This window comes from Aurantimonas marina, assembly GCF_017183135.1.
In the GTDB taxonomy this organism is placed as follows: domain Bacteria; phylum Pseudomonadota; class Alphaproteobacteria; order Rhizobiales; family Rhizobiaceae; genus Aurantimonas; species Aurantimonas marina.
Map to the genome: position 1 here is coordinate 83,297 of NZ_JADDXW010000013.1, position 20,239 is coordinate 103,535.

Below are 20,239 nucleotides of genomic sequence, written 5' to 3' on the forward strand. Positions count from 1 at the left end.
TTCGTTCCCTACAACGAACGGTAGGGGCGCCGGCTCAATCACCCGCCGCAATGTCCATCGTCGGCCCCGCGCGGGTGTCGGCGAGGTTTTGCGCCATACGCCCCAACAGCTTGCGCAGCGTCTTGCGCTCGCGGCTGGAAAAGCCGGCCAGCGCGTCGCGATCGACGGCCTTGCGCGCCGCGCCCACCGCATCGACGATGGCTGTGCCTCTGTCAGTCAGATGCGCGTGGCTCTGGCGTCCATCGCGCTCGGAACCCCGCTTCTCGACGAGTCCTTGAGCGATCAGGCGGGTCACGGTCTTGGTGATTGTCGGCGGCCGCACCGACAGGCGCTCGGCCAGTTCGCGCAGGGACACGCCGTCCTCTTCGCTGATTGCCAGCAGCACCGTGTCCTGTCCGGGATAGAGATCGAGCGTTGCCAGTCGTCCCGCCAGAGCGGTTCGCGCGACGCGTGCGGCGACGCCCAGATGCGTCGTCACCGAACGCTTCCTCTGCTTCTTCCCCGCCATCTTGTCCCCATCCCTTTTCGCAGGGCAAAATGACGAAGCGCCGCTATGTTGTCCACCTTGTTTGCCCGCTACCCTCATGTAAGGGAACATCGTCACGAACCAGATAAGTCAGGCTCATCACGAGGATCGACCATGCGGCCACGCTACGAGGAGATGACGAGCGAGGAACTCGCTGCCGAGCGTTTAAGGCTGGACGCGGCTGTCGCGGTCGTTCCCATCGCCGCCGTGGAGCAGCATGGGCCGCATCTGCCGCTCGGCACCGATGCGATGCTGGCCGATGCGATGGTCGAGACGGTTCTGGCGATACTGCCGGTGGCGCGCCCCGTGACGTTTCTGCCGACGGTGCGGATCGGCAAGTCCACCGAACATGCGCGGCTTGCCGGTACGCTCAGCCATGACTGGCGGACGGCGACTGCGGCGCTGATCGAGATCGGCGAGGGGCTCGCGGCCAACGGCTTTCGCCGTCTCGTCATCGTCAATGCCCATGGCGGCAACACGCCGGTCATGGACACCGCCGCGTTGGAACTGCGCAAGGCGCATGGTGTGCTGGCCGCGACCTGTTCGTGGCTGCGCTTCGGCATCCCAGACGGCTTGCTGCCGAAAGAGGAGATCGCCACCGGCATTCATGGCGGTGCGGTCGAGACGTCGCTGATGCTGCATTTCCGTCCGGACCTCGTGCGGACCGGCGCGGTGCGCAATTTCGCCTCCTTGCAGAGCGATCTCGACGGCTCGGCGAAGCGGCTCAGGGCGCATGGCCGGCTCGGTTTCGGCTGGATGGCCGAGGACCTCAATCCGGCGGGCGTCGTCGGCAACGCCGCACTGGCCACGGCGGCGATCGGCGCGGCGATCGCTGCCTATCAGGCAAAGGCATTCTTGGAATTCCTCGATGACGTGCTAGCCTTCGAACTGTTGCGGTTGCGCGATCCGTGACGGCCGAATGGCGGTAGCCGTCAGGAATCCATCCATAGCCGCAAGAGGTTCGATCGCGTCTTCATCACCCGGTCGAGGGTTTGCCGTGGGACGGCCGCGTGCCGCAGTTCCTCCACGGTGGTATCGAGATCGAACAGGATTTCCCGCTGTTCCGCATGCCGGACCTGACTGCGCGCCCAGCCAACGGCCACCCGGCGCGTCCCACGCGTGACCGGGTCGACACGGTGAAGGGTGGTCGAGGGGTAGGCGACCAATTGGCCGGGTTCCAGCTTGACCTCTTCCTCGCCGGCGGTGGTTTCGATGATCAGCGCGCCGCCATCGTATGTCTCAGGGTCATCGAGGAACAGCGTGAAGGAGATATCGGTCCTGATGCCCCCGATCATCGCGTCGTCGACATGACTGCCATAGGCCATGCCTGGCTCGTAGCGGGAGAGGATCAGGGGCGTCAGCCGGCTCGGCCGAGCGAACATGCGGAACAGGGCGTTGTCCTCGATGCGTTTGGCAAGCGTCGCGCGCAGGGCGTCGACCCCGTTGTCGCCGCGCCCCGCCTGGAGATTGTTCTTGACCGCGCGGGCATGCCACCCAGCGGTGGCGCGGCCGTCCACGAACTGGGCCGCGTCGAGCACAGCGCGCGCATTCTTTACCTCGTCCTGGCTCACAACGTCGCCGATTACCAAATACATTTAGAATTCCTTGCTTTAATACTGCAAATTCCGTCAGGTTATCTTTCTTTTGAATGGTTCTAATCAGAAAATTAGATTTGTTCTAAAGAATGATTTCCTTAAAAATTATAATATTTCCCTATAGACGTGGAAGTTCGTCTTGTGGCACGGGAAGAGTGGTCGAGCAACACTTTCGCATGCTCGATCCCAAGATTGAAGGAGCAAGTATGAATCATCGTCGCAAAATCTGGATGGGGGTCGGGGCTTTCGTGTTGGCCGGATCCGCGGCCTCGGCCGGGACGGCAACGGGTGAACTGGTGGACGCCGGTCCGCGAATTTATGCCGGAGAGGCGCAGGCCGAAAGCGCCTATCTGATCGCCGAAGCCGGGGAGTCCGGAGAGGCGGGACACGCCGCGGAAACGGGCGAAGCCGGCGAAAGTGGCGAGGCGAGCCCCACCAGCGAAGGCGGCAAGCCCAGCGAAGGAGGTGAAGGGGGCGAAGGTGGTGAAGGTGGCGCGTCTGCTGATCCTGCGACCGACGACGCAGCCTATTTCGCCGAACTTTTGATGATGCGCGGCCACCTCCTGACAGCCCAAGCGTTGCTGGATGCGGGCGAACCGGACATGGCCACCCCGCATCTGATGCATCCGCTGGTGGAGCATTATGAGCCCCTCGAAGCGGCGCTCGATGCCCGCAGCGTCCCGGAATTCGAAGAGCTTCTCGCGGCGATTGGGGGCGGCGATCCGGCGAACGCCTCGGAGGTCTCGGCGAAGATGACCGAGGCTCATCAGGCGATCGACCGAGCCGCCGATGGTCTCGATGCGTCGGCAAAGGCGCGCGGCCTCGTCCTGCTGTTGCGCGAAGCGGCGCAGGAATATGAACAGGGCGTCAAGGACGGCAAGGTCGAGAAACTGGTCGAATACCAGGATGCCTATGGCTTCGTGCTAGCGGCCGACGCCGTCCTCAACGGGCTGTCCGGGGCGGAGATTTCCGCTGAAGCGACCGAGGCATTCCACGGTGCCGTGCAAACGCTGAAGAAGGCCCTTCCCACAGCGACGCCGCCCGCCGGGGGACTGGTCGACGCCGGCGAACTCAGTGCGGCCGTCGCCAGGGCGGAATTGGCGACGTCCAACCTCTAGGCGTTATGGGGCCGGTCATGCCGCCGGCCCCATAAACTACGCATTCCGCCGGGTTGCCTCCATGAAGCTTCGCAGGACCGCGTTCATGCGGGTCTGATACCCAGGGCCCTCGGCCTTGAACCAGTCGAGCACGTCCTTGTCGACGCGCAGGCTGATCGGCGTCTTGGCCTCGGGATAGACGAGTTCGGCGTCCTTCCAGAAATCCGCGCCGAGGCTGGGACCTTCAGGGGCGTCGGGATTGTGATACAGTTCACCCCGGCGATCCATTTCGCGGATTTCCTCCAGCGTGGCTGTCTTCATAGTTTTGTCGCTCATCGCGACCACCTTTCCATGCCGTGATCAGACGGCGTTTGTTCCCGCGGGGAGTCCAAACCACCACGAAGCATTCGTCTTCGACGAGGCCGATCGCGACGAAACGCTCCTCTCCGTACTCTTCGCGACGATCTTCTTTTTGAGCGCAGAAGCCTTCGAAAATCCTGGCCGCGCGCACCATGTCGACACCGCGCTCGCGAAGCACTTGCTGTCGTTTTTCCTCATTCCATTCAAACTCCATCGGTGACCTCATGAATATTCGGCAATGTCGTGCGGGCTTAAAAAGCTTTTGCCCATGACCTGTATATACAATTCGAATATGCGATGCAACACCGTGCATTCGCGATCGGACTTGCCTATATCGTTGGCCGATCCAAGCAGGAGAGTTTGATGTCCGATACCGCCAGCCAAGCCGACGCGCAGATCCCCGTCACCGTCCTCACCGGCTATCTAGGATCCGGCAAGACGACGCTGCTCAACCGCATCCTGTCGGAGGATCACGGCCGCAAATTCGCGGTAATCGTCAACGAGTTCGGCGAGATCGGCATCGACAACGACCTCATCGTCGAATCCGACGAAGAGATCTACGAGATGAACAATGGCTGCGTCTGCTGCACGGTGCGCGGCGATCTGGTGCGCGTCGTCGAAGGGCTGACCCGTCGCAAGGGCCGCTTCGACGCGATCATTATCGAGACGACGGGTCTTGCCGACCCGGTGCCGGTGGCGCAGACCTTCTTCATGGACGAGGACGTGCGCGCCAAGACCAAACTGGATGCCGTCGTCGCGTTGGTGGACGCCAAGCATCTGCCGCTGCGCCTCAAGGACAGTCGCGAGGCCGAGGACCAGATCGCCTTTGCCGACGTGGTGCTGCTCAACAAGATCGATCTCGTCACGCCAGAGCAACTGGCGGTGGTCGAGGCGACGGTCCGTGCGATCAATCCGACCGCCGTGATCCATCGCACCGAGCGGGCTGGCATCGACCTGAAACGGGTGCTCGGGCAGGGCGCCTTCGATTTGAAACGCGTGCTCGACGACGATCCCGATTTTCTCAGCGGCGCGGAAGAGGCCCATGACGAGCACACCTGCGGCCAGGACTGCGACCATGATCACCATCACCACGGCCATGACCATGACGACCATGCGCATCACGACGACCACGACGCGGCTTCGCCCCTGCACGACGTGACGGTGAAATCCGTGTCGCTGCGCGGCGGCGAACTGGACAGCGAGAAATTCTTTTCCTGGATTCAGGCACTGACCCAGGAGCAGGGGCCTAACATCCTGCGCCTCAAGGGCATCATCGCCTTTGCTGGCGATCCGGACCGCTATGTCGTCCAGGGTGTCCACATGATCGTCGAGGGCGATCACCAAAGGCCATGGCGCGCCGACGAAAAGCACGAGAGCCGGCTGGTGTTTATCGGCCGCGAGCTCGACGCCGAGGAATTGTCGGCCGAGTTCGACGCTTGCGCGGCACGCCAGCGGGAAAATGCCTGATGCCGTCGATCGCGGCTTATGAATTTCCGGATTTCGTCGAGACTGCGGTTTTCCTGAAGGGGCAGCCGGTCTTCGCGGTCGCCGATGGTACCGTGCGCTTTCCGGCGGGCGGCGAGCGGGTTGTCGAGGCGCACCCGGGCGGTCTCCTGTCGGCCTGCTACGATCCGCACGGCCGGCGCCTTCTGACCGGCGGCGAGGACGGCCGTGTGGTGTCGGTGGACGGCGGCGGCGCGGCGACCGAGATCGCCTCGATCGGCCGCAAATGGATAGCTTCCGTTGCCGGCGGCCCAAGGGATACGGTGGGTTTCGCCTCGGGCAAGACCGCCTATGTCCGGCTCAGCGGCGGCGCGCTCAAGGAAATCGGCCACGAGCGCACGGTCGAGGATATCGCCTTCGCCCCGAAAGGCATCCGCGCGGCGACCGCCCGCTACGATGGTGCGTCGCTATTCTTTCCCGCGACCGACGCCGCGCCGGCCACGCTCGACTGGAAGGGCGCGCATCTCGGCATCGATTTCTCGCCCGACGGGCGCTTCCTCGTAACGGTCATGCAGGAAAACGCCCTGCATGGCTGGCGGATCGACGACGGCAAGCACATGAAGATGACCGGTTATCCGGCCAAGGTGAAGGATTGGTCCTGGTCGGCCAAGGGCAAGTTCCTGGCGACTTCCGGCGCGCCGGCGGCGATCCTGTGGCCGTTCTCCGGCAAGGACGGGCCGATGGGCAAGGCGCCGCTAGAACTGGGCACACGCGGCGACACGATGGTCACCGCGGTCGCCTGTCATCCGGCCGAGGACATGTTGGCGATCGGCTATGGCGACGGGATGATTCTGGCCGTGCGCTTCGCCGATTCCAAGGAAGCGCTGCTCAGGCGGGGCGGGGCGAGCCCGGTGAGGACGATGGCCTGGAGCGGCGAGGGCCGCCTGCTCGCCTTCGGCTCGGAATCCGGCGAGGCAGGCGTGATCGATATCGCGGGGTGATACCGAAGGTAGACGCTTTACGGGCTTACACCTGCTCGTCCTCGGCCGGCTCCTCCGTCACCGCCGCCTCGATCGTACAGACGAGCCCTTCCGGGCGGTAGTCGATCTTGACCTCGCCGCCGAACTCGGCGGCCATCGCCTGTTCGATTAGGCGTGAGCCGAAGCCCCGTGCCGCCGGCGCTTCGACCGGCGGACCGCCCGTCTCACGCCAGGTGAACGTCAGCTGTCGCGTGCCCTTGGCCGCCACGAGCCCCCATTCGATCGTCACCTGGCCGGTATCGTTCGACAGGGCGCCATATTTGGTGGCGTTGGTGGCGAGTTCGTGCAGGCCGAGCGCCAGCGCGAGGCTCTGCCGGGCGTTCAAGCGAAGATCCGGGCCGGACGACGCCACACGCGATTCATCCCGCAGCCAATGCGTTTCCAGGGAATTGGTGACGATTGCCGCTATCGGCGCCGACGTCCAACTCGTCTGAGTGAGGATGTCGTGCGCTTTGCCGAGTGCGATCAGCCGCGCGGAAAAGGCGGCGAGGCCTTCCTGAACGTTGCTTGCCCGGCGCAGCGTCTGGTTGGCGAGGGCATTGACCATGGCGAGCGTGTTCTTGACGCGGTGCTGGAGCTCTCGCGTCAGCATTTGCTGGCGCTCTTCCGATTCTTTCTGCTCCGTCACGTCCCGCATCGCCCCGACGAAGCGGATGGTTTGCCCGTCCTCGACCAACGTCTGGCCGCTCGAATGGATGTGGCGGGTGACACCGTCCTCAAGCCCGACGGCGCGATAGACGATATCGTATTCGCTGCTGGATGTGGAATCGAGCGCGGCGGTTATGGCGGCCGCGACCCGTTCATGGTCATCGGCATGCAATCCAGGCAGGAAGGTATCTTCGTAACTGACAGGCACCCCAGCCCGCAGGCCGAACAGCGCGCGTGCACGATCGTCCCATAAGAGCACGCCGGTTCGCAGATCATAATCGAAAGTGCCGATCGCAGCCGATTCCTGGGCCAGACGAAGCCGTCGCTCCGCCTCGATGAGGGCCTGTTCGGTTTGTCGGCGCTGAGTGAAGGCCCAGGATCTATTCAGGACATCGCGCACGAAGGCGATCTCCTCATCACTCCACTGCCGAGGCTCGGCGGCGTGCAGGTAGAGGATGACCCGAACCCGGTCTGCTTCGACGACGGTCAAATTGACGAGCGCGCCGATTCCGATTTCCGACCAGGCCTCCTTGATCGCCGGCGAGGCGGCATGCTCGTCTGTGTTCTCAATGACGAGCAGGCCGGAACGCAATTTCTCTACAAAATCAGGTCCAAAGCGTGCGAGTGGAAAAGTGCCAGACAGCGGCTTCGCGCTGTCCGCCGTCCATTCGCTGGAGATCGTCGCGGCCGTCTCGGCAGCGTCGACGCTGGCGTAGCCGACCCGGGCAATGCTGAGTGTTTCACCGAGAATCCGAAGCGCCTTGGTGGTGTGGCTGGCCTGCGCCTCGCCGAGAATGAACTCATCGCCGAGCCGCAAAAGCGCTGCCTGCCGCGCCTCACGCGCCCGCTCGGCGGTGCGATCGACGATCGCACCGGGAAAGCGCAGCGGCTTTCCAGCGCTATCGTGGAAGCAACGACCCTTCGCGAATATCCAGTGAACCGCGCCATCGACATCGACAGTCCGGTACTCCTGAGCATAGGGCGACGCTGTCTCGGCGGCGGTTTTGATCGTCGCACTGACTCGGTCGAGATCGTCCGGATGAATGCCGCGTAGAAACGTCTCGATTGGCACGCCCTTGTCGGCGAGAGCCGGGTCGACGCCGAACAGGCGCGCAAAATGCGCATCGACATAGACACTGTCGCCCGGAATATCCCAATCCCAGGTTCCGATTAGTTCCGACACCTCGAGCGCGAGGTGCAGCCGCTCCTGGCTGGCCGCCAGTTCCTCACGCTCCTTGCGCTCGCGGGTCCGGTCCCGTAGAATCTTGAGGACGCCAGCCGGCTTCTCGTCGTCCCCCAGCAGCGGCATCATCTCCCCGCTCGCGAAGAAGCGCGAACCGTCGGCCTTGAGGTGCCAGCGCTCGTCGCTCGCCTTACCCATGCTCAACGAAAGACGCATTTCGCGTTCGGGAATGCCGGCCTCGACGTCCTCGGGGGTGAAAATCGTTGCGATCGGCCGGCCGACGATCTGGCGCTCCGACCACCCAAGAACCGCTTCCGCGGCGTCGTTCCAGGTCGTCACAACGCCGTCGAGATCGGCCGCGATGATGGCGTAGTCGACGGCGCTCTCGACGATGAGGCGATAGCGAGATTCGGTTTGGTGCAAGGCCTTTTTCAGGCCCGCGATCTCTTCCGCCGCAGTGTCGAGCCGGGTCGCAGCGTCGTCGCCGGCGGCTTCCAGCTCCGACAACCGTCGACGTAGCGTGGCGTTCTCCGCGAGGGCCGAGGCCAGCCGGTCGTCCTTGGCCAGTTCCATCCGGATCCGTCCCCTGCCAGGTCAAGGAAGTCGCGCGTCCCCGCCCCCAAACCCTTATCGATGTTCCCTGATCGTTGCCTATGCCATTTCATGCGCGGGGGAACAAGGGCGCCACACGCAAGCTATTAATTTTGAATGACTATTGAGGGTATTTCGCGGTGTTGACAGGCCGCCGCGAAGCGGTGGTGCCCGGCGGTATCGCCAGTAATTACAGAAGGCTGCCTCCGGCTTGTTGGCGCCAATGTTCCAGTGGCGCCAGCAAGATATCCCAGCGCGATTTCCAGAGCCAGCAACCGGTGTGGCTCGAACGGCCCCGGCATGGAGAGATTCGCGGTGGCCGCGCTCGAAAAGCCGAAGCGACCATAATACTCGGGGTCACCGACAAGCAGGATGGCGCCATGACCAAGGCGCGCCGCCTCGCCAATTGCATGGCGCATCAACGCGCCGCCGACGCCCGCCTTGTGCATGCTGGGATCGACGGCGAGTGGGCCGAGGAGCAGCGCGGGGGTCTCGGTCGCGCCGCAGCGGCCGGCGGTGATGTTCCACAGGCGCACGGTCCCGATCAGTCTGCCGTCCGCCGCGCCGGCCGAAAAAGCGAGCCCTTCCGCTGGTCTCCGGCCGCGCCGGATCGCCTCGGAAGTCTTGCGCGTGCGACCGAGCCCCATGACCGCGTCAAGGAGGGCTTCGCGCTCGGCGACATCACGCTTCGTTTCCGGAACGATCGAGAACAGCGGCGCGGCGGCCTCCAAGGCCGAGATATGAAGAAATGCGGACATGAAACCCCCTCGGATCGATAGGAGGCGGAAGGGAGCGGCCGGACGATGCCGCGGCGCGCGGGTGAAACGCCCGGGGCAACCGCGCCGGGCGTCAGGTTCGCAGGTGTCTTCGTCGCAATCGGACCTTCATACGGCGCCTCAGATCACGTAGGCGCGCAACGGCTCGATGCCGTTGAAGGCAACCGAGGCGTAGGTGGTCGTATAGGCGCCGGTGCCCTCGATCAGCACCTCGTCGCCCACCGTCAGCGAGATCGGCAGCGGGTAGGGCGTCTTTTCGTAGAGCACATCCGCCGAATCGCAGGTCGGACCGGCGACAACGCACGGTTCCGTCCGCTCGCCGTCATGCTTCGTGACCATCGGGTAGCGGATCGCCTCGTCCATGGTCTCGGCGAGACCACCGAACTTGCCGATGTCGAGATAGACCCAGCGATTGGCGTCTTCAGCCGACTTCTTCGACACCAGCACGACCTCCGCCTTGATGACGCCGGCGTCGCCGACCATGCCACGGCCGGGCTCGATGATCGTCTCCGGCAACCGGTTGCCGAAATGCTTACGCAGGCTGGCGAAGATCGCCTTGCCATAGGCGCTCGCGGCCGGAACATCCTTCAAATAGCGGGTCGGAAAGCCGCCGCCCATATTAACGAGCGTCAGCACGATGCCCTTTTCGGCCAGCGCCTCGAAGACGTATTTCGCGTCGGCGATCGCCGCGTCCCAAGCCTGCGTGTCGGTCTGCTGCGAACCGACATGGAAGGAGACGCCGGTGGCGGTGAGGCCGAGCGCGTCGGCATGCATCAGCACGTCAATCGCCATCGTCGGCACGCAGCCGAACTTGCGCGACAGCGGCCACTCGGCACCCTCGCCATCGGTCAGGACGCGGCAGAACACGCGGGCGCCGGGCGCGGCGCGGGCCACCTTCTCGACCTCCTCGACGCAATCGACCGCGAAGAGGGACACGCCGAGTGCGTGGGCGCGGGCGATGTCGCGCTCCTTCTTGATGGTGTTGCCGTAGGAGATGCGTTTGGCCGTCGCACCGGCCTCGAGCGCCATCTCCACCTCGGCGACCGAGGCGCAGTCGAAGCTGGAGCCGAGCGACGCGAGCAGGCGCAGGACTTCCGGTGCCGGATTGGCCTTGACGGCGTAGAAGATCGCCGAATCGGGCAGTGCCTTGCGGAAGGCGTTGAAATTGTCCTCGACGATGTCGAGGTCGACGACGAGGCAGGGGCCGTCTGGTCGTCGGGTGGCGAGGAAATCGAGGATGCGCTGCGTGGCCATTGGGCACTCCCATTGACCCGATCCATTGGGACCGGAAAATCGACGAGGAGCGACTGCAAGATTGCCGCGGACAGCCGATAGCGACCCTCCGAACGGCCTCTTGCGAGACGCGACGATGGCCGGATGCGAACGCGGAACGTCCGTCTCCGGTAATCAGTCTGCCATGGCTTGGTGGGCTTGGACCCGCCGCACTTCAGGCAAAGATGGTGTGCCTCTTCAGTATTCCCGGCTTTGGAGACCAGGAGAGACCAGAAAGGCCCGGACCGTCGTTGCTTCAAGGCGTCCTCGATCTCGCGAAGCTCGCAAAACCGACTGGATGTGTTACGTCCAGGTACCGGCCCGGCAACCCTCGCATTTGAGGACCGGGGGACGCCCACAGGCACGTGCGACTTGGGGCGAGACGCGATGTATGCCGGCGACCCGTCACAAACAAGTGGAAATTGTCGTCGCGATTGATTTTTCATCTTTCCCGTCGGAGGAAGGATGGCGTCGGCCGGTTGACGACGACAATTGAAAGCCTGGAGCAAGGTGCCCGAATGGATACGCTGACCCGGATGCGCGCCTTCATCGCCGTCATCGAAAATCAAGGATTCTCCGCGGCGGCCCGCAAGACCGGACGCTCCAAGGCGCTTCTGTCGAAATATGTGCGCGAACTGGAGGACGAGCTCGGTGTCCTCCTGATCAACCGTACCACCCGGCAAATCGCCCTGACGGCGGCCGGCGAGGTCTATCTGGCGCGCGCCTCCGGAATCCTCGCCGATCTGGAAAGCCTCAACGAGGAGGCGCGCGAGGCGACGGGCGAGGCAAAGGGCACGATCCGCGTGTCGGCGGCCCGAACCTTCGGCGACGCCGAACTCGGTCTCAGCCTCGTCGACTTCGCCGAGGATCACCCCGACATCGGCCTCGACATTCATCTCGACGACAATTTCGTCAATCTGGTCGAGGAGGGCTTCGACGTCGCGATCCGCATGACGCGGCTGGCTGATTCGGCGATGATCGCCCGCCGGTTGGCCTCGCTCGACTTCGCGATCGTCGGCAGTCCGGATCTGTTGAAGCGGCTGGGGCGGCCGACCCATCCCTCGCAGATCGCCGGCTTTCCGGCGGTGATCGATTCCAATTCGCGGATGTTCTCCAATTGGATCTTCCGCGACCCGGAAACCAAGGAGACGATCCCGGTCACCGTCTCGGGAAAATTCACCGCCAACAGCCCGGTCACCGTCCGTGCGGCGGCGATCGCCGGCCTCGGCCTGGCGCTGAGTCCCAGCTTCGTCATCCGCAAGGACATCGAGGCGGGAAAACTGGTGACGGTGCTCGACGACTACATGCCGAGCGAAGCGGGAATCTATGCGGTTTTCCCCCATCGCCGCCACCTGCCGGCGCGGGTGCGGCTGTTCGTCGACTATCTGGCGGACTGGTTCAAGAAGTGCGATTCGAAGCGGCGGAACGGCGGTTGAGGCGAGCCAGCCGGCGCCCGCAGCTTTTACCCAACCTTAGCAGACCTGCGGTAGGCTAGCTGCATGTTGAGTCGATCATTCCTCGCCGCGCTGGCTCTCTTCGCCGCCGCTCCCGCCGCCGCCCACGAGCAGGCCGTGCCGGCCGTCGCGCGTTCCGAAATGCCGTATGCCGCCGAGGCCGATCCTGGCACGATCGTCATCGAGACTGGCGAGCGTAAGCTTTATCTGCTGACGGGGCAGGGTAAGGCGCTGGAATACGACATCGCCGTCGGCAAGCCGAGCGAGCAGTGGTTCGGCAAGAGCTGGATCTCGAAAAAGCGCGACAATCCCACCTGGACGCCGACGCCGTCGATGCGGGAAAAGAACCCCAGCCTGCCCCGATCGGTGGGGCCCGGGCCGAAGAATCCGCTGGGCGAGCGGGCGTTGAACCTTGGCTGGGGCGCCTATCGCATCCACGGCACCAACTCGCCGAACTCGATCGGCAGCGCCGCGTCCGCCGGCTGCTTCCGGATGCGCAATGCCGACGTCAAGGATCTGTTCGAGCGGGTGAATATCGGCGCACAGGTCCTCGTTCTACGCTGACCGGTGACGAAACAAGCGCTTCGTTCAAACTTCGGCCATTCTTATGCTGTTTTGAAGTTCGGCAGCTTTGGAGGGGAACGGCCTTGCATCATCGGGTAACGGCAGGCGCGCTGGGTCTTGTCGCGGTCCTGTTCACGGTCGGGGTAGCCTCAGCGCATCCGCACGTCTTCGCCGAGGCCAAGGTCGAGATCGTCGGCGCCCCGGACGGCAAGCTCGCGGCGGTCCGCAACATTTGGCGCATGGATGAGCTGTTTTCGTCTTCGGTGATCGTCGATTTTGACAAGAACGCCAATGGCACGCTCGACGACGACGAACTCGCCGAGGTCGGAGCGACGGTCAAGGAATCGATCGCCGAATGGAATTTTTACACTTTCGTGGAAGCCGGTGGACGCGAGGTGACGATGGCGCCGCCGGACGAAGTCCTCGTGCTTTGGGAGAACAACCAGCTTTTGATGTTCTTCGAGATGAAGGCCGGCGAACCGGTCGACCTCGCCAAGGACAAGCTGGCGGTTTCCAACTTCGACGAAACCTTCTTCGTCGCCTTCGACTTTACCAGTGAAAGCGACTTCCAACTGGTCGATATGCCGAAGAGCTGCGTGAAGGAATTCCTCGTGCCGGACGAGGACGAAGCCGCCAAGCAGTGGCTGGCGTCGGTTGCCACGCTGGCACCGGACGAAACCATTCCCGACGACGGCGTCAACTATTCCAAGGTCCTGGCGGCACGGCTGGAGGTGACATGCGCGCCCGCGAGCTGATTGGCCTCGGCACCGTGCTTGTTGTCGCGGCCGCGCTCATCGCCGAACCGGCTCTCGCCAAGTCCTCGCTCGGAATCGGCAGCGCCGAGGTAACCGCACCACCATCCGGCGGCCTCTTCGCGCCAATCTTCACCCAGATCGCCACCTATCAGCGGGAATTCTTCACCGCGCTGCGTCAGGCCCTGATCCAATTGAAACAGGATGGCTCGGCGCTGCCGTTCCTGGTCGGCCTCTCCTTTGCTTACGGGGTATTCCACGCCGCCGGCCCCGGCCACGGCAAGGCGGTGATCTCGTCCTACATGCTCGCCAACGAGGTGGAGCTGCGTCGGGGTATCCTGTTGTCCTTCGTGTCGTCGCTGCTGCAGGCGGTGTCGGCGCTCGCGCTGGTCGGGGTCGGCTGGTACGTGTTGCGCGGCACCGCGGTATCCATGACCGACGCGACCGATGCGCTCGAAATCGCCTCCTATGCCCTGATCGCTCTGTTCGGTGCGTGGCTTTTGACCCGCAAGCTGTTGCGTCTGGTCAGTAGTGGGCGACGCACAGCCGGAGCGCTGGCCTTCGCGCCGGCGCGCATTGCGAAAAAGCAACCCGAAGCAACGGGGGCGCTCGCTTTCGCCGCGCCCGGCGGTGCGGGCGTCATGGGGGGAGGGGCGCCGTTGATGCGGCCTGCTTCGGCAGCATTTAATCCAGGGACCTGCACCGACGATGACGATACCTGCGGCTGCGGGCGGACGCATATCCCTAACCCGAAAGACCTCGGCGGGCGGATGACCCTCGGCTCGGCCGCGGCGGCGGTGTTCGCCGTCGGCCTGCGCCCCTGTTCCGGCGCCATCGTCGTCCTCACCTTCGCCCTGATCAACGGCCTTTATCTCGGCGGCATCCTGTCGGTGTTCGCCATGGCGCTCGGAACCGCGATCACGGTTTCGCTCATTGCCTGCGTCGCCGTCTTCGCCAAGGGATTCGCGTTGAAAGCCAGTGGGGGCGGAACGCTCGGCCGGGCCGTCGGGAGCATGGTGGAAATCGCCGGCGCTCTGTTTTTGCTGACCGTCGGCCTGCTGTTGCTCGGCGGCGCGCTGCAGACGGCTTCAGCATAAAATAAAGCGGCCGGTACCGCGACCGTTTGGGCTAGCCGGCAGCGCCGGGCGATACGTCGATACCAAGTGTTAATTGTCCCTGTCTTACCTTTCGGAAGACGTATGATTCCGAAGGTCTTAAAGCGCGAATATGTCCCATGCCCTTAGAACCCGGAAAGCGCCCGCAGGATCGGATATGCCGCGCGGCTCCAGTGTATCCAGGGTGACTGGGCGCGCCACATGACGTCGGTATCGTTCCCCCAGGGCGGTGCCTCTGTTATCGCGTGCCAGCAGGCCCAGCTGGATGCCCAGGCGTTGCTGATCGAAGAGCAGGCTGCCGCCCTCGCACATAGCCGGAAGATCTTCGAGCGGGCCTCCGCCGCCGCGCGCATCGGAGTTTGGGAATACAACCTTGCCTCCCATACGTTGGTGTGGACGGACGTGGTGTACGACATCTTCGAGCTTCCACGCGGATGTGCGCTCGATCGGAACGAGATTCTGAACTGTTATCCGCAGAGTTCCCGCAAGATGCTCGAGATATTGCGAAGCAGAGCGATCGAGGAGCGCAGCGGCTTCAGTCTCGACGCCGAGATCACCACGACGAAAGGTCGGCTTCGCTGGATTCGGATAACCGCCTCCGTCGAGTGCGACGACGGCGTCGCCGTCCGGATCTTCGGGATGAAGCAGGATATCACCGAAGAGAAAATCATCTCGGACCAGATGCGGTATCTGGCGGAGTTCGACGTGATGACCGGGCTGTGCAACCGAAGCCGGTTCCAGTCACGGCTCTCAGATCTTGGCGGGTCCGATGCCGACCTCAACCCGATCGGCGCGCTCCTGCTGGTCGATCTTGACGGGTTCAAGCAGGTCAATGATACCTATGGTCACGCGCTCGGAGACGAGTGTCTGAAGGAGGTCGCCCTGCGGCTTAGGAATGCGTGTCCCCAAGCGGAGCTAGTTGCACGGATAGGCGGCGATGAGTTCGGAATCCTGCTCGGCGCTCATCTCGATCAGCGCGCGATGGAGGAGTTCGCAAGGGCAATCGTGGAGGGTCTCAGCAGGCCCGTCGATCGTCGCGGCCATTCTCTCAAGCTCGGCGCATCGGTTGGCATCGCCCGCGTCGAGGCCTGCACGCCTTCCGAGCTGTTCATCCATGCCGACGCAGCCCTCTATGCCGCCAAGGCCGCGGGGCGAAACAGGTTCCGCATGTTCGACCCGGCCATGATGCGAGTGGATTCGGGCTGTGCGCCAGCGCCCGGAGCCGCTGCGCCGATCAGGCTGATGGATACCGATTGCCGGGTCTTCCGGCGGGCGCGCGCCCAGGCCGAGACAGGCCGTCTGGATTGAGCCGGCCGAGGCCGAGGTGTCGTCCTCGACCGGCGCGTCCATCGCGTTGGAACGCGGGGGAACCGATCGCGCCGATGCAATTGTAGCATGTCGGTTCACTGTCACCCGCGACCGTACGGCGATCGTCGTTGGCGATGACCGCCTATCTGCCACGGCCAGCGGCATATTCCCGACTGGCCTTGCCAAACGCCTTGAAGATCGCGGCCGACGCCTCGTCGGTCTCGGCCCAATATTCGGGATGCCATTGGACGCCGAGGGCGAAGGCGCGGGCACCCCGGACGGAGACCGCCTCGATTGTCCCGTCGGATGCCGTCGCCTCGACGGTCAGGCCCTCGGCAAGGCGGTCGATCGCCTGACGATGCACGGAGTTCACCTGTATTTCAGGCTTTCCGACAATGCCGGCAAGCAACCCGCCGGGCGTTACGGCAACCGGATGACGGATGGCGAAGCGTTCGCGCTGCTCCTTGTTCGGCATCGCCCGGTGATCCATGCGGCCGTCGATCTCGTGAATTTCCGTCGCCAGAGTCCCGCCGAGCGAAACATTGAGTTCCTGATGCCCGCGACAGATGCAGAGCAACGGTACGCCTTTATCGATCGCGCCGCGGATCAGCACCTCGGTGAGTCGGTCGCGGTCCGGATCGAAGGGTTCGTGGGCGCGGCTTGGCGACACGCCGTAGCGATCTGGATGCACGTTCGACGCCGACCCGGTCAGCATTAGGCCATCGACCCGATCGAGCAGCGCCGCGACCTCAAACTCGCTCGACAGTGCCGGCACGATGATCGGCAGAGCTTCGGCAACCCGCGTGAGGGCCTTCAGATAGGTGTCCGGCGTCGCGTGCCAGCGGTAATTGTCGAAGTCGCGGACGTCGGCGGGGACGGCGACGAGGATCGGAGCGGCGGGCATGGACGGAGGCTTTCTTCGGCGTTTCCTGGCTGTGCCGATGTAGGAACCCGCTGCGCGATTGTCGATCCGCCATGCCAAGGCTGGCCTGTGGAACAGTTGATCGCAAGAATGTCCGTACAACTGGCTTATTATAAGTAATTGTTTCAATTTACATTGCGAGCCAAGTTTCCTTTACCTGAAAGTCTGGATGTTCTAGCGTTTTCCGTGCCCGCTGCGTTTGGGTGAACGCCGGAAAGCCGGCGGGCGCCGCAGCGGCCGAGCATGGGAGGATATTGTCTTGGACCGTCGTTCATTCATCAAGAAGGCCGGAGGAGTTGGACTTGGCGCCGCCGCCGCTTCGACGCTGGCCGCGCCCGCCATCGCGCAGGAAAACCCGAAGGTCACCTGGCGCTGTACGTCATCGTTTCCGAAGTCGCTAGACACGATCTATGGCGGCGCCGAAACGATGGCGAAGTATATCAACGGCTCGACTGATGGCCAGTTCGACGTCCAGGTGTTCGCCGCCGGGGAGATCGTTCCGGGTCTGCAGGCCGCCGACGCCGCGACGAACGGCACCGTCGAGATGGCCCACACGGCGTCCTATTATTACTGGGGCAAGGATCCGGTCTATGCGCTCGGAACCGCGGTTCCGTTCGGCCTCAACGCCCGCCAGTCGAATGCCTGGTTCTATTATGGCGACGGCGACCGGCTGATGAACGAGTTCTATGCCACGCAGGGGCTGTATGGGCTGCCTTGCGGCAACACTGGCGCCCAGATGGGCGGTTGGTATCGCAAGGAAATCAACACGCTCGACGATCTCAAGGGTCTCAAGGTTCGGATCGGCGGCATGGGCGGCAAGATCATCGAGAAGCTCGGTGTCGTGCCGCAGCAGATCGCCGGCGGTGACATCTATCCGTCGCTGGAAAAGGGCGTCATCGACGCGGCTGAATGGATCGGCCCCTATGACGACGAGAAGCTCGGCTTCTACAAGGTCGCGCCTTATTACTATTATCCGGGCTGGTGGGAAGGCGGCCCGACGCTGCACACCATGGTCAACCTCGACAAGTGGAACGAGTTGCCGAAGCATTATCAGGAAGTGGTCCGCTCGGCCTGTCAGGCGGCGAATGCCGACATGATGGCCTCCTACGACTTCAAGAACCCGGCGGCGATCCGGCGGCTGGTGCAGAGCGGTGCCCAACTGCGTCCGTTCAGCCAGGAAATCTTGCAGGCCTCCTACGACGCGGCCAAGGAAACCTATGCCGAGATTTCCGCCGGGAACGGGAAGTTCAAGGAAATCTACGAGAATCAGCTGGCGTTCAAAAAAGACGCCTATCTGTGGGCGCAGCTGTCGGAATACACCTTTGACACCTTCATGATGATCCAGCAGCGCAACGGCACGATGTAACGCTGCGGTCGCCGATTCCCACCTTCAACCACGGGGCGGCAACGTCCCGTGGTCTATCTGAGTTCGCGGTAGGCGCGGTCCGGCAAAGGCCCAGGACAGGGCATGCCGCGGTCCCGAAGGTCTACGGCGATTTACACTCGTTCGGACGCGGTCGCATCTGCCGTGCCCGGGTGCCGGACATTGATCAGCTTGGCGATTTCCGCGGCAAGCTGCTGCTGGAGATACGGCTTGCCCAGGCGAGGCACGTCCAGAGTGGAATTGTCGGGAAGTTCGGCATAGCCGGTGGCCAGAAGGATTGGCAGATCGGGCCGCAAACGGCGCGCCTCCTCGGTGAGTTGCCCTCCGTTCATCTTCGGCATGGAATAATCGGTGATCATCAGGTCGATCGGGTCTGGACCGCGCAGGATTTCGAGAGCGGCGGCGCCGGAATTGGCTTCGATGACCTCATGACCCAGGTCCTCCAGCATGTCGACGGTGCTCATCGCGATCAGGAAATCGTCGTCCACGAAAAGGATGGTGGAACGCGGAACCGCATCGCCAGCGAGAATTTCGTTGCTGTCCGCGATCACCGGTTCGGGGTGCGCGACCGCTGTCGTGGCGGGCAGCCACAGCTCGGCGGTTGTGCCGCGGCCGACATGGCTCTCCAGCCGTAGCGCACCATTCAACTGGACCGCCAAGCCGTGGATCATCGAAAGACCGAGGCCGGTTCCCTTGCCGAGCTCCTTGGTCGAGAAGAAGGGTTCGATCGCGCGGCTGACCGTCTCCGCGTCCATACCTTGGCCGGTGTCTGTGACGCTGAGGCGTAAATATGGACCGGCCCCCAGGTTGAGGGCTGACGGCGGCGTCGGTGTATCCAGCCCGATCGACACAATACCCCCCTCGGGCATGGCATCCCGCGCGTTCACCACGAGGTTGAGCAAGGCGAGTTCGACCTGATTAGGATCGATCAGGGTCCAGAACGTCTCATCCGGTGGGTCGAACCGCATCTCGATATCGGGACCTACCGATTTTTCCAGAAGCGCCGTCATCCCGCCGACGAGTGTAACCAGATCGGTTGCCTCCACGCGCAAATCCTGCCTGCGCGCAAACGCCAGCAGCCGCTGGGTCAGGGCCGCCCCGCGCATGGCGCCCTGCAAGGCGCCGTCGATCAGGCGCGCGGCTTTGGCGTCGGCGGCGAAGTGCTTGCGCAGTAGGTCCAGGTTCCCCAGCACCGCCATCAGCAGGTTGTTGAAGTCATGGGCCACGCCGCCGGTCAGCTGGCCGATCATTTCCATCTTCTGGGCTTGGCGCAATTGCTCCTCCGCGCGTTCGCGCTGGGTGATCTCCGTCAGGACGAGCTCATGGGTCCGTTTCAATTCGGCAGTGCGTTCGGCGACGCGTTCCTCAAGCGTCTCGTTGAGCCGGCGCAGGTTTTCCTCGGAGGTCTTGCGATCGGTGATGTCGGACGAAACGCCCACCAGGCTAGAGGTGCCTTTCGCCTCGTCGCTGACGACGCGCGCCCTGACCTCGAGCCAGTGCAAGCTCTTATCGGGCCAGAGGACCCGATACTCGATCACGTAGTCGGTGTTGTCCGCGATGCTACGCTCGACTGCCTCGCGCATACGTTGTCGATCGTCCGGATGGATGCTGGAGAGGAGTTCCCCGTAACTCAACGACTGCTCGGGGCCGCGGCCGAAGTTTGCCTTGCAGGTCTCTGAGACGATCAGTTCCGATGTTTTGAGATCGAGCTCCCACGATCCGAGGCGTCCAGCGGTGAGCGCGGTTGTCAGGCGCTCTCCACTCTCGCGCAACTCGTCCAGCCGGGCCCGGGCCTCGAACTGGCGCAGGCGACCCTTCAGCGCCGTCCGGGCGGCGCTGGTGAAGGTCGTGGGATGAAACGGCCGTTCGATGAAGGTGACGTTGCCGAGCGCCTCCGATATCCGCGCGGCCGCCGGATTGCGTTCGGGGCCGCCGCCCCGACTGGTCAAGACGATGCAGGCGAGGTCGGACCAACTCGATTGCGCTTCCAATTGCCCGACAAGGTTCCGCAAATCAGCGCCGCGGGTCGCTTCCTCGGTCATGACGAGAAAAGCGGTGTCGGCGCCGATGTCCCGGGTCAGCGCATCCAGATCCGCGCAAATCCGCGCCCCGAGTCCGACTTCTTTCAAGAGGCTGGCGGCAATCGATGCGTCGCGGCCGCGGGGGGCCAGAATAAGGGCTTGGGGAGCCCGGTGTGCGGCGGCCATTT

At 63.7% G+C, this 20,239-nt stretch carries 19 protein-coding genes; 10 read left to right on the plus strand and 9 right to left on the minus strand.

Annotated elements, in window-relative coordinates; translation table 11 throughout:
- Positions 1-34 precede the first annotated feature (34 nt).
- Entirely contained in the window at positions 35-508 is a 474-nt protein-coding gene (locus ING15_RS14745; protein WP_206455594.1) for a MarR family winged helix-turn-helix transcriptional regulator, read from the minus strand.
- A gap of 132 nt (positions 509-640) precedes the next feature.
- Here ING15_RS14745 and ING15_RS14750 point away from each other — a divergent pair, with 132 nt between their 5' ends.
- Positions 641-1,438, plus strand: coding sequence for a creatininase family protein (locus ING15_RS14750; protein ID WP_206455595.1), 798 nt, complete (start codon positions 641-643; stop codon positions 1,436-1,438).
- Positions 1,439-1,458: 20 nt separating this feature from the next.
- Here the strand turns inward: ING15_RS14750 and ING15_RS14755 are convergent, their stop codons facing one another.
- The gene (locus ING15_RS14755; RefSeq protein WP_206455596.1) at positions 1,459-2,121 is read right to left on the minus strand and encodes a Fe2+-dependent dioxygenase; all 663 of its coding nucleotides are present in this window, start codon (positions 2,119-2,121) and stop codon (positions 1,459-1,461) included.
- A 206-nt stretch (positions 2,122-2,327) separates the two neighbouring features.
- Here ING15_RS14755 and ING15_RS19760 point away from each other — a divergent pair, with 206 nt between their 5' ends.
- Positions 2,328-3,239 (plus strand): hypothetical protein, encoded by a 912-nt coding sequence (locus ING15_RS19760; RefSeq protein WP_206455597.1) that lies wholly within the window; start codon positions 2,328-2,330, stop codon positions 3,237-3,239.
- Positions 3,240-3,275: 36 nt separating this feature from the next.
- On the opposite strand, the gene ING15_RS14765 is transcribed toward ING15_RS19760, so the two are convergent.
- Together ING15_RS14765 and ING15_RS19870 are read right to left on the minus strand one after the other, a co-directional pair.
- On the minus strand, positions 3,276-3,554 hold the full coding sequence (locus tag ING15_RS14765) for a BrnA antitoxin family protein (RefSeq protein WP_206455598.1): 279 nt from the start codon (positions 3,552-3,554) through the stop codon (positions 3,276-3,278).
- Positions 3,490-3,891, minus strand: a complete 402-nt coding sequence (locus tag ING15_RS19870; RefSeq protein WP_332873836.1) for a BrnT family toxin — start codon at positions 3,889-3,891, stop codon at positions 3,490-3,492. Before ING15_RS19870 ends, ING15_RS14765 begins: the two co-directional genes overlap by 65 nt.
- A 50-nt stretch (positions 3,892-3,941) precedes the next feature.
- Here ING15_RS19870 and ING15_RS14775 point away from each other — a divergent pair, with 50 nt between their 5' ends.
- On the plus strand, positions 3,942-5,045 hold the full coding sequence (locus ING15_RS14775; RefSeq protein ID WP_206455600.1) for a CobW family GTP-binding protein: 1,104 nt from the start codon (positions 3,942-3,944) through the stop codon (positions 5,043-5,045).
- On the plus strand, positions 5,045-6,022 hold the full coding sequence (locus ING15_RS14780) for a WD40 repeat domain-containing protein (RefSeq protein WP_206455601.1): 978 nt from the start codon (positions 5,045-5,047) through the stop codon (positions 6,020-6,022). Before ING15_RS14775 ends, ING15_RS14780 begins: the two co-directional genes overlap by 1 nt.
- 25 nt (positions 6,023-6,047) lie before the next feature.
- Here ING15_RS14780 and ING15_RS14785 read toward each other — a convergent pair whose 3' ends face one another.
- From ING15_RS14785 to ING15_RS14795, 3 genes are all read right to left on the minus strand, one after another.
- On the minus strand, positions 6,048-8,465 hold the full coding sequence (locus ING15_RS14785) for a PAS domain-containing sensor histidine kinase (RefSeq protein WP_206455602.1): 2,418 nt from the start codon (positions 8,463-8,465) through the stop codon (positions 6,048-6,050).
- A gap of 125 nt (positions 8,466-8,590) precedes the next feature.
- A complete protein-coding gene (locus tag ING15_RS14790) occupies positions 8,591-9,241 on the minus strand; it encodes a GNAT family N-acetyltransferase (protein WP_206455603.1) in 651 nt (216 codons plus the stop codon).
- Positions 9,242-9,379: 138 nt separating this feature from the next.
- Positions 9,380-10,513, minus strand: coding sequence for a type III PLP-dependent enzyme (locus tag ING15_RS14795; RefSeq protein ID WP_206455604.1), 1,134 nt, complete (start codon positions 10,511-10,513; stop codon positions 9,380-9,382).
- Between the two features lie 536 nt (positions 10,514-11,049).
- On the opposite strand from ING15_RS14795, the gene ING15_RS14800 reads away from it, so the two are divergent.
- The 5 genes from ING15_RS14800 (at position 11,050) to ING15_RS14820 (ending at position 15,724) form a co-directional block, all read left to right on the plus strand.
- Positions 11,050-11,967 (plus strand): LysR family transcriptional regulator, encoded by a 918-nt coding sequence (locus ING15_RS14800; protein ID WP_206455605.1) that lies wholly within the window; start codon positions 11,050-11,052, stop codon positions 11,965-11,967.
- A 63-nt stretch (positions 11,968-12,030) separates the two neighbouring features.
- Positions 12,031-12,549 (plus strand): L,D-transpeptidase, encoded by a 519-nt coding sequence (locus ING15_RS14805; RefSeq protein WP_206455606.1) that lies wholly within the window; start codon positions 12,031-12,033, stop codon positions 12,547-12,549.
- An 83-nt stretch (positions 12,550-12,632) separates the two neighbouring features.
- Positions 12,633-13,304, plus strand: a complete 672-nt coding sequence (locus ING15_RS14810) for a DUF1007 family protein (protein WP_206455607.1) — start codon at positions 12,633-12,635, stop codon at positions 13,302-13,304.
- Positions 13,286-14,398 carry a nickel/cobalt transporter gene (locus ING15_RS14815; protein WP_206455608.1) on the plus strand — a complete coding sequence of 371 codons (1,113 nt, stop codon included), beginning with the start codon at positions 13,286-13,288 and terminating at the stop codon, positions 14,396-14,398. Before ING15_RS14810 ends, ING15_RS14815 begins: the two co-directional genes overlap by 19 nt.
- Positions 14,399-14,617: 219 nt before the next feature.
- A complete protein-coding gene (locus ING15_RS14820; RefSeq protein ID WP_206455609.1) occupies positions 14,618-15,724 on the plus strand; it encodes a diguanylate cyclase domain-containing protein in 1,107 nt (368 codons plus the stop codon).
- Positions 15,725-15,866: 142 nt separating this feature from the next.
- Here the strand turns inward: ING15_RS14820 and ING15_RS14825 are convergent, their stop codons facing one another.
- Positions 15,867-16,628 carry a gamma-glutamyl-gamma-aminobutyrate hydrolase family protein gene (locus tag ING15_RS14825; protein ID WP_206455610.1) on the minus strand — a complete coding sequence of 254 codons (762 nt, stop codon included), beginning with the start codon at positions 16,626-16,628 and terminating at the stop codon, positions 15,867-15,869.
- A 277-nt stretch (positions 16,629-16,905) separates the two neighbouring features.
- Here ING15_RS14825 and ING15_RS14830 point away from each other — a divergent pair, with 277 nt between their 5' ends.
- The gene (locus ING15_RS14830; protein ID WP_206455611.1) at positions 16,906-18,012 is read left to right on the plus strand and encodes a TRAP transporter substrate-binding protein; all 1,107 of its coding nucleotides are present in this window, start codon (positions 16,906-16,908) and stop codon (positions 18,010-18,012) included.
- Positions 18,013-18,143: 131 nt separating this feature from the next.
- Here ING15_RS14830 and ING15_RS14835 read toward each other — a convergent pair whose 3' ends face one another.
- Complete coding sequence (locus ING15_RS14835; RefSeq protein WP_206455612.1) at positions 18,144-20,237, minus strand: ATP-binding protein; 2,094 nt, start codon at positions 20,235-20,237, stop codon at positions 18,144-18,146.
- Positions 20,238-20,239: the final 2 nt, after the last annotated feature.

Coding starts and splice junctions, on each gene's coding strand:
- ING15_RS14785 (WP_206455602.1), bottom strand. CDS start 8,465: ATGGAACTGGCCAAGGACGACCGGCTGGCCTCGGCCCTCGCGGAGAAC.
- ING15_RS19870 (WP_332873836.1), bottom strand. CDS start 3,891: ATGCACGGTGTTGCATCGCATATTCGAATTGTATATACAGGTCATGGG.
- ING15_RS19760 (WP_206455597.1), top strand. CDS start 2,328: ATGAATCATCGTCGCAAAATCTGGATGGGGGTCGGGGCTTTCGTGTTG.
- ING15_RS14825 (WP_206455610.1), bottom strand. CDS start 16,628: ATGCCCGCCGCTCCGATCCTCGTCGCCGTCCCCGCCGACGTCCGCGAC.
- ING15_RS14790 (WP_206455603.1), bottom strand. CDS start 9,241: ATGTCCGCATTTCTTCATATCTCGGCCTTGGAGGCCGCCGCGCCGCTG.
- ING15_RS14775 (WP_206455600.1), top strand. CDS start 3,942: ATGTCCGATACCGCCAGCCAAGCCGACGCGCAGATCCCCGTCACCGTC.
- ING15_RS14750 (WP_206455595.1), top strand. CDS start 641: ATGCGGCCACGCTACGAGGAGATGACGAGCGAGGAACTCGCTGCCGAG.
- ING15_RS14835 (WP_206455612.1), bottom strand. CDS start 20,237: ATGGCCGCCGCACACCGGGCTCCCCAAGCCCTTATTCTGGCCCCCCGC.
- ING15_RS14755 (WP_206455596.1), bottom strand. CDS start 2,121: ATGTATTTGGTAATCGGCGACGTTGTGAGCCAGGACGAGGTAAAGAAT.
- ING15_RS14800 (WP_206455605.1), top strand. CDS start 11,050: ATGGATACGCTGACCCGGATGCGCGCCTTCATCGCCGTCATCGAAAAT.
- ING15_RS14820 (WP_206455609.1), top strand. CDS start 14,618: ATGACGTCGGTATCGTTCCCCCAGGGCGGTGCCTCTGTTATCGCGTGC.
- ING15_RS14780 (WP_206455601.1), top strand. CDS start 5,045: ATGCCGTCGATCGCGGCTTATGAATTTCCGGATTTCGTCGAGACTGCG.
- ING15_RS14805 (WP_206455606.1), top strand. CDS start 12,031: ATGTTGAGTCGATCATTCCTCGCCGCGCTGGCTCTCTTCGCCGCCGCT.
- ING15_RS14765 (WP_206455598.1), bottom strand. CDS start 3,554: ATGAGCGACAAAACTATGAAGACAGCCACGCTGGAGGAAATCCGCGAA.
- ING15_RS14815 (WP_206455608.1), top strand. CDS start 13,286: ATGCGCGCCCGCGAGCTGATTGGCCTCGGCACCGTGCTTGTTGTCGCG.
- ING15_RS14745 (WP_206455594.1), bottom strand. CDS start 508: ATGGCGGGGAAGAAGCAGAGGAAGCGTTCGGTGACGACGCATCTGGGC.
- ING15_RS14795 (WP_206455604.1), bottom strand. CDS start 10,513: ATGGCCACGCAGCGCATCCTCGATTTCCTCGCCACCCGACGACCAGAC.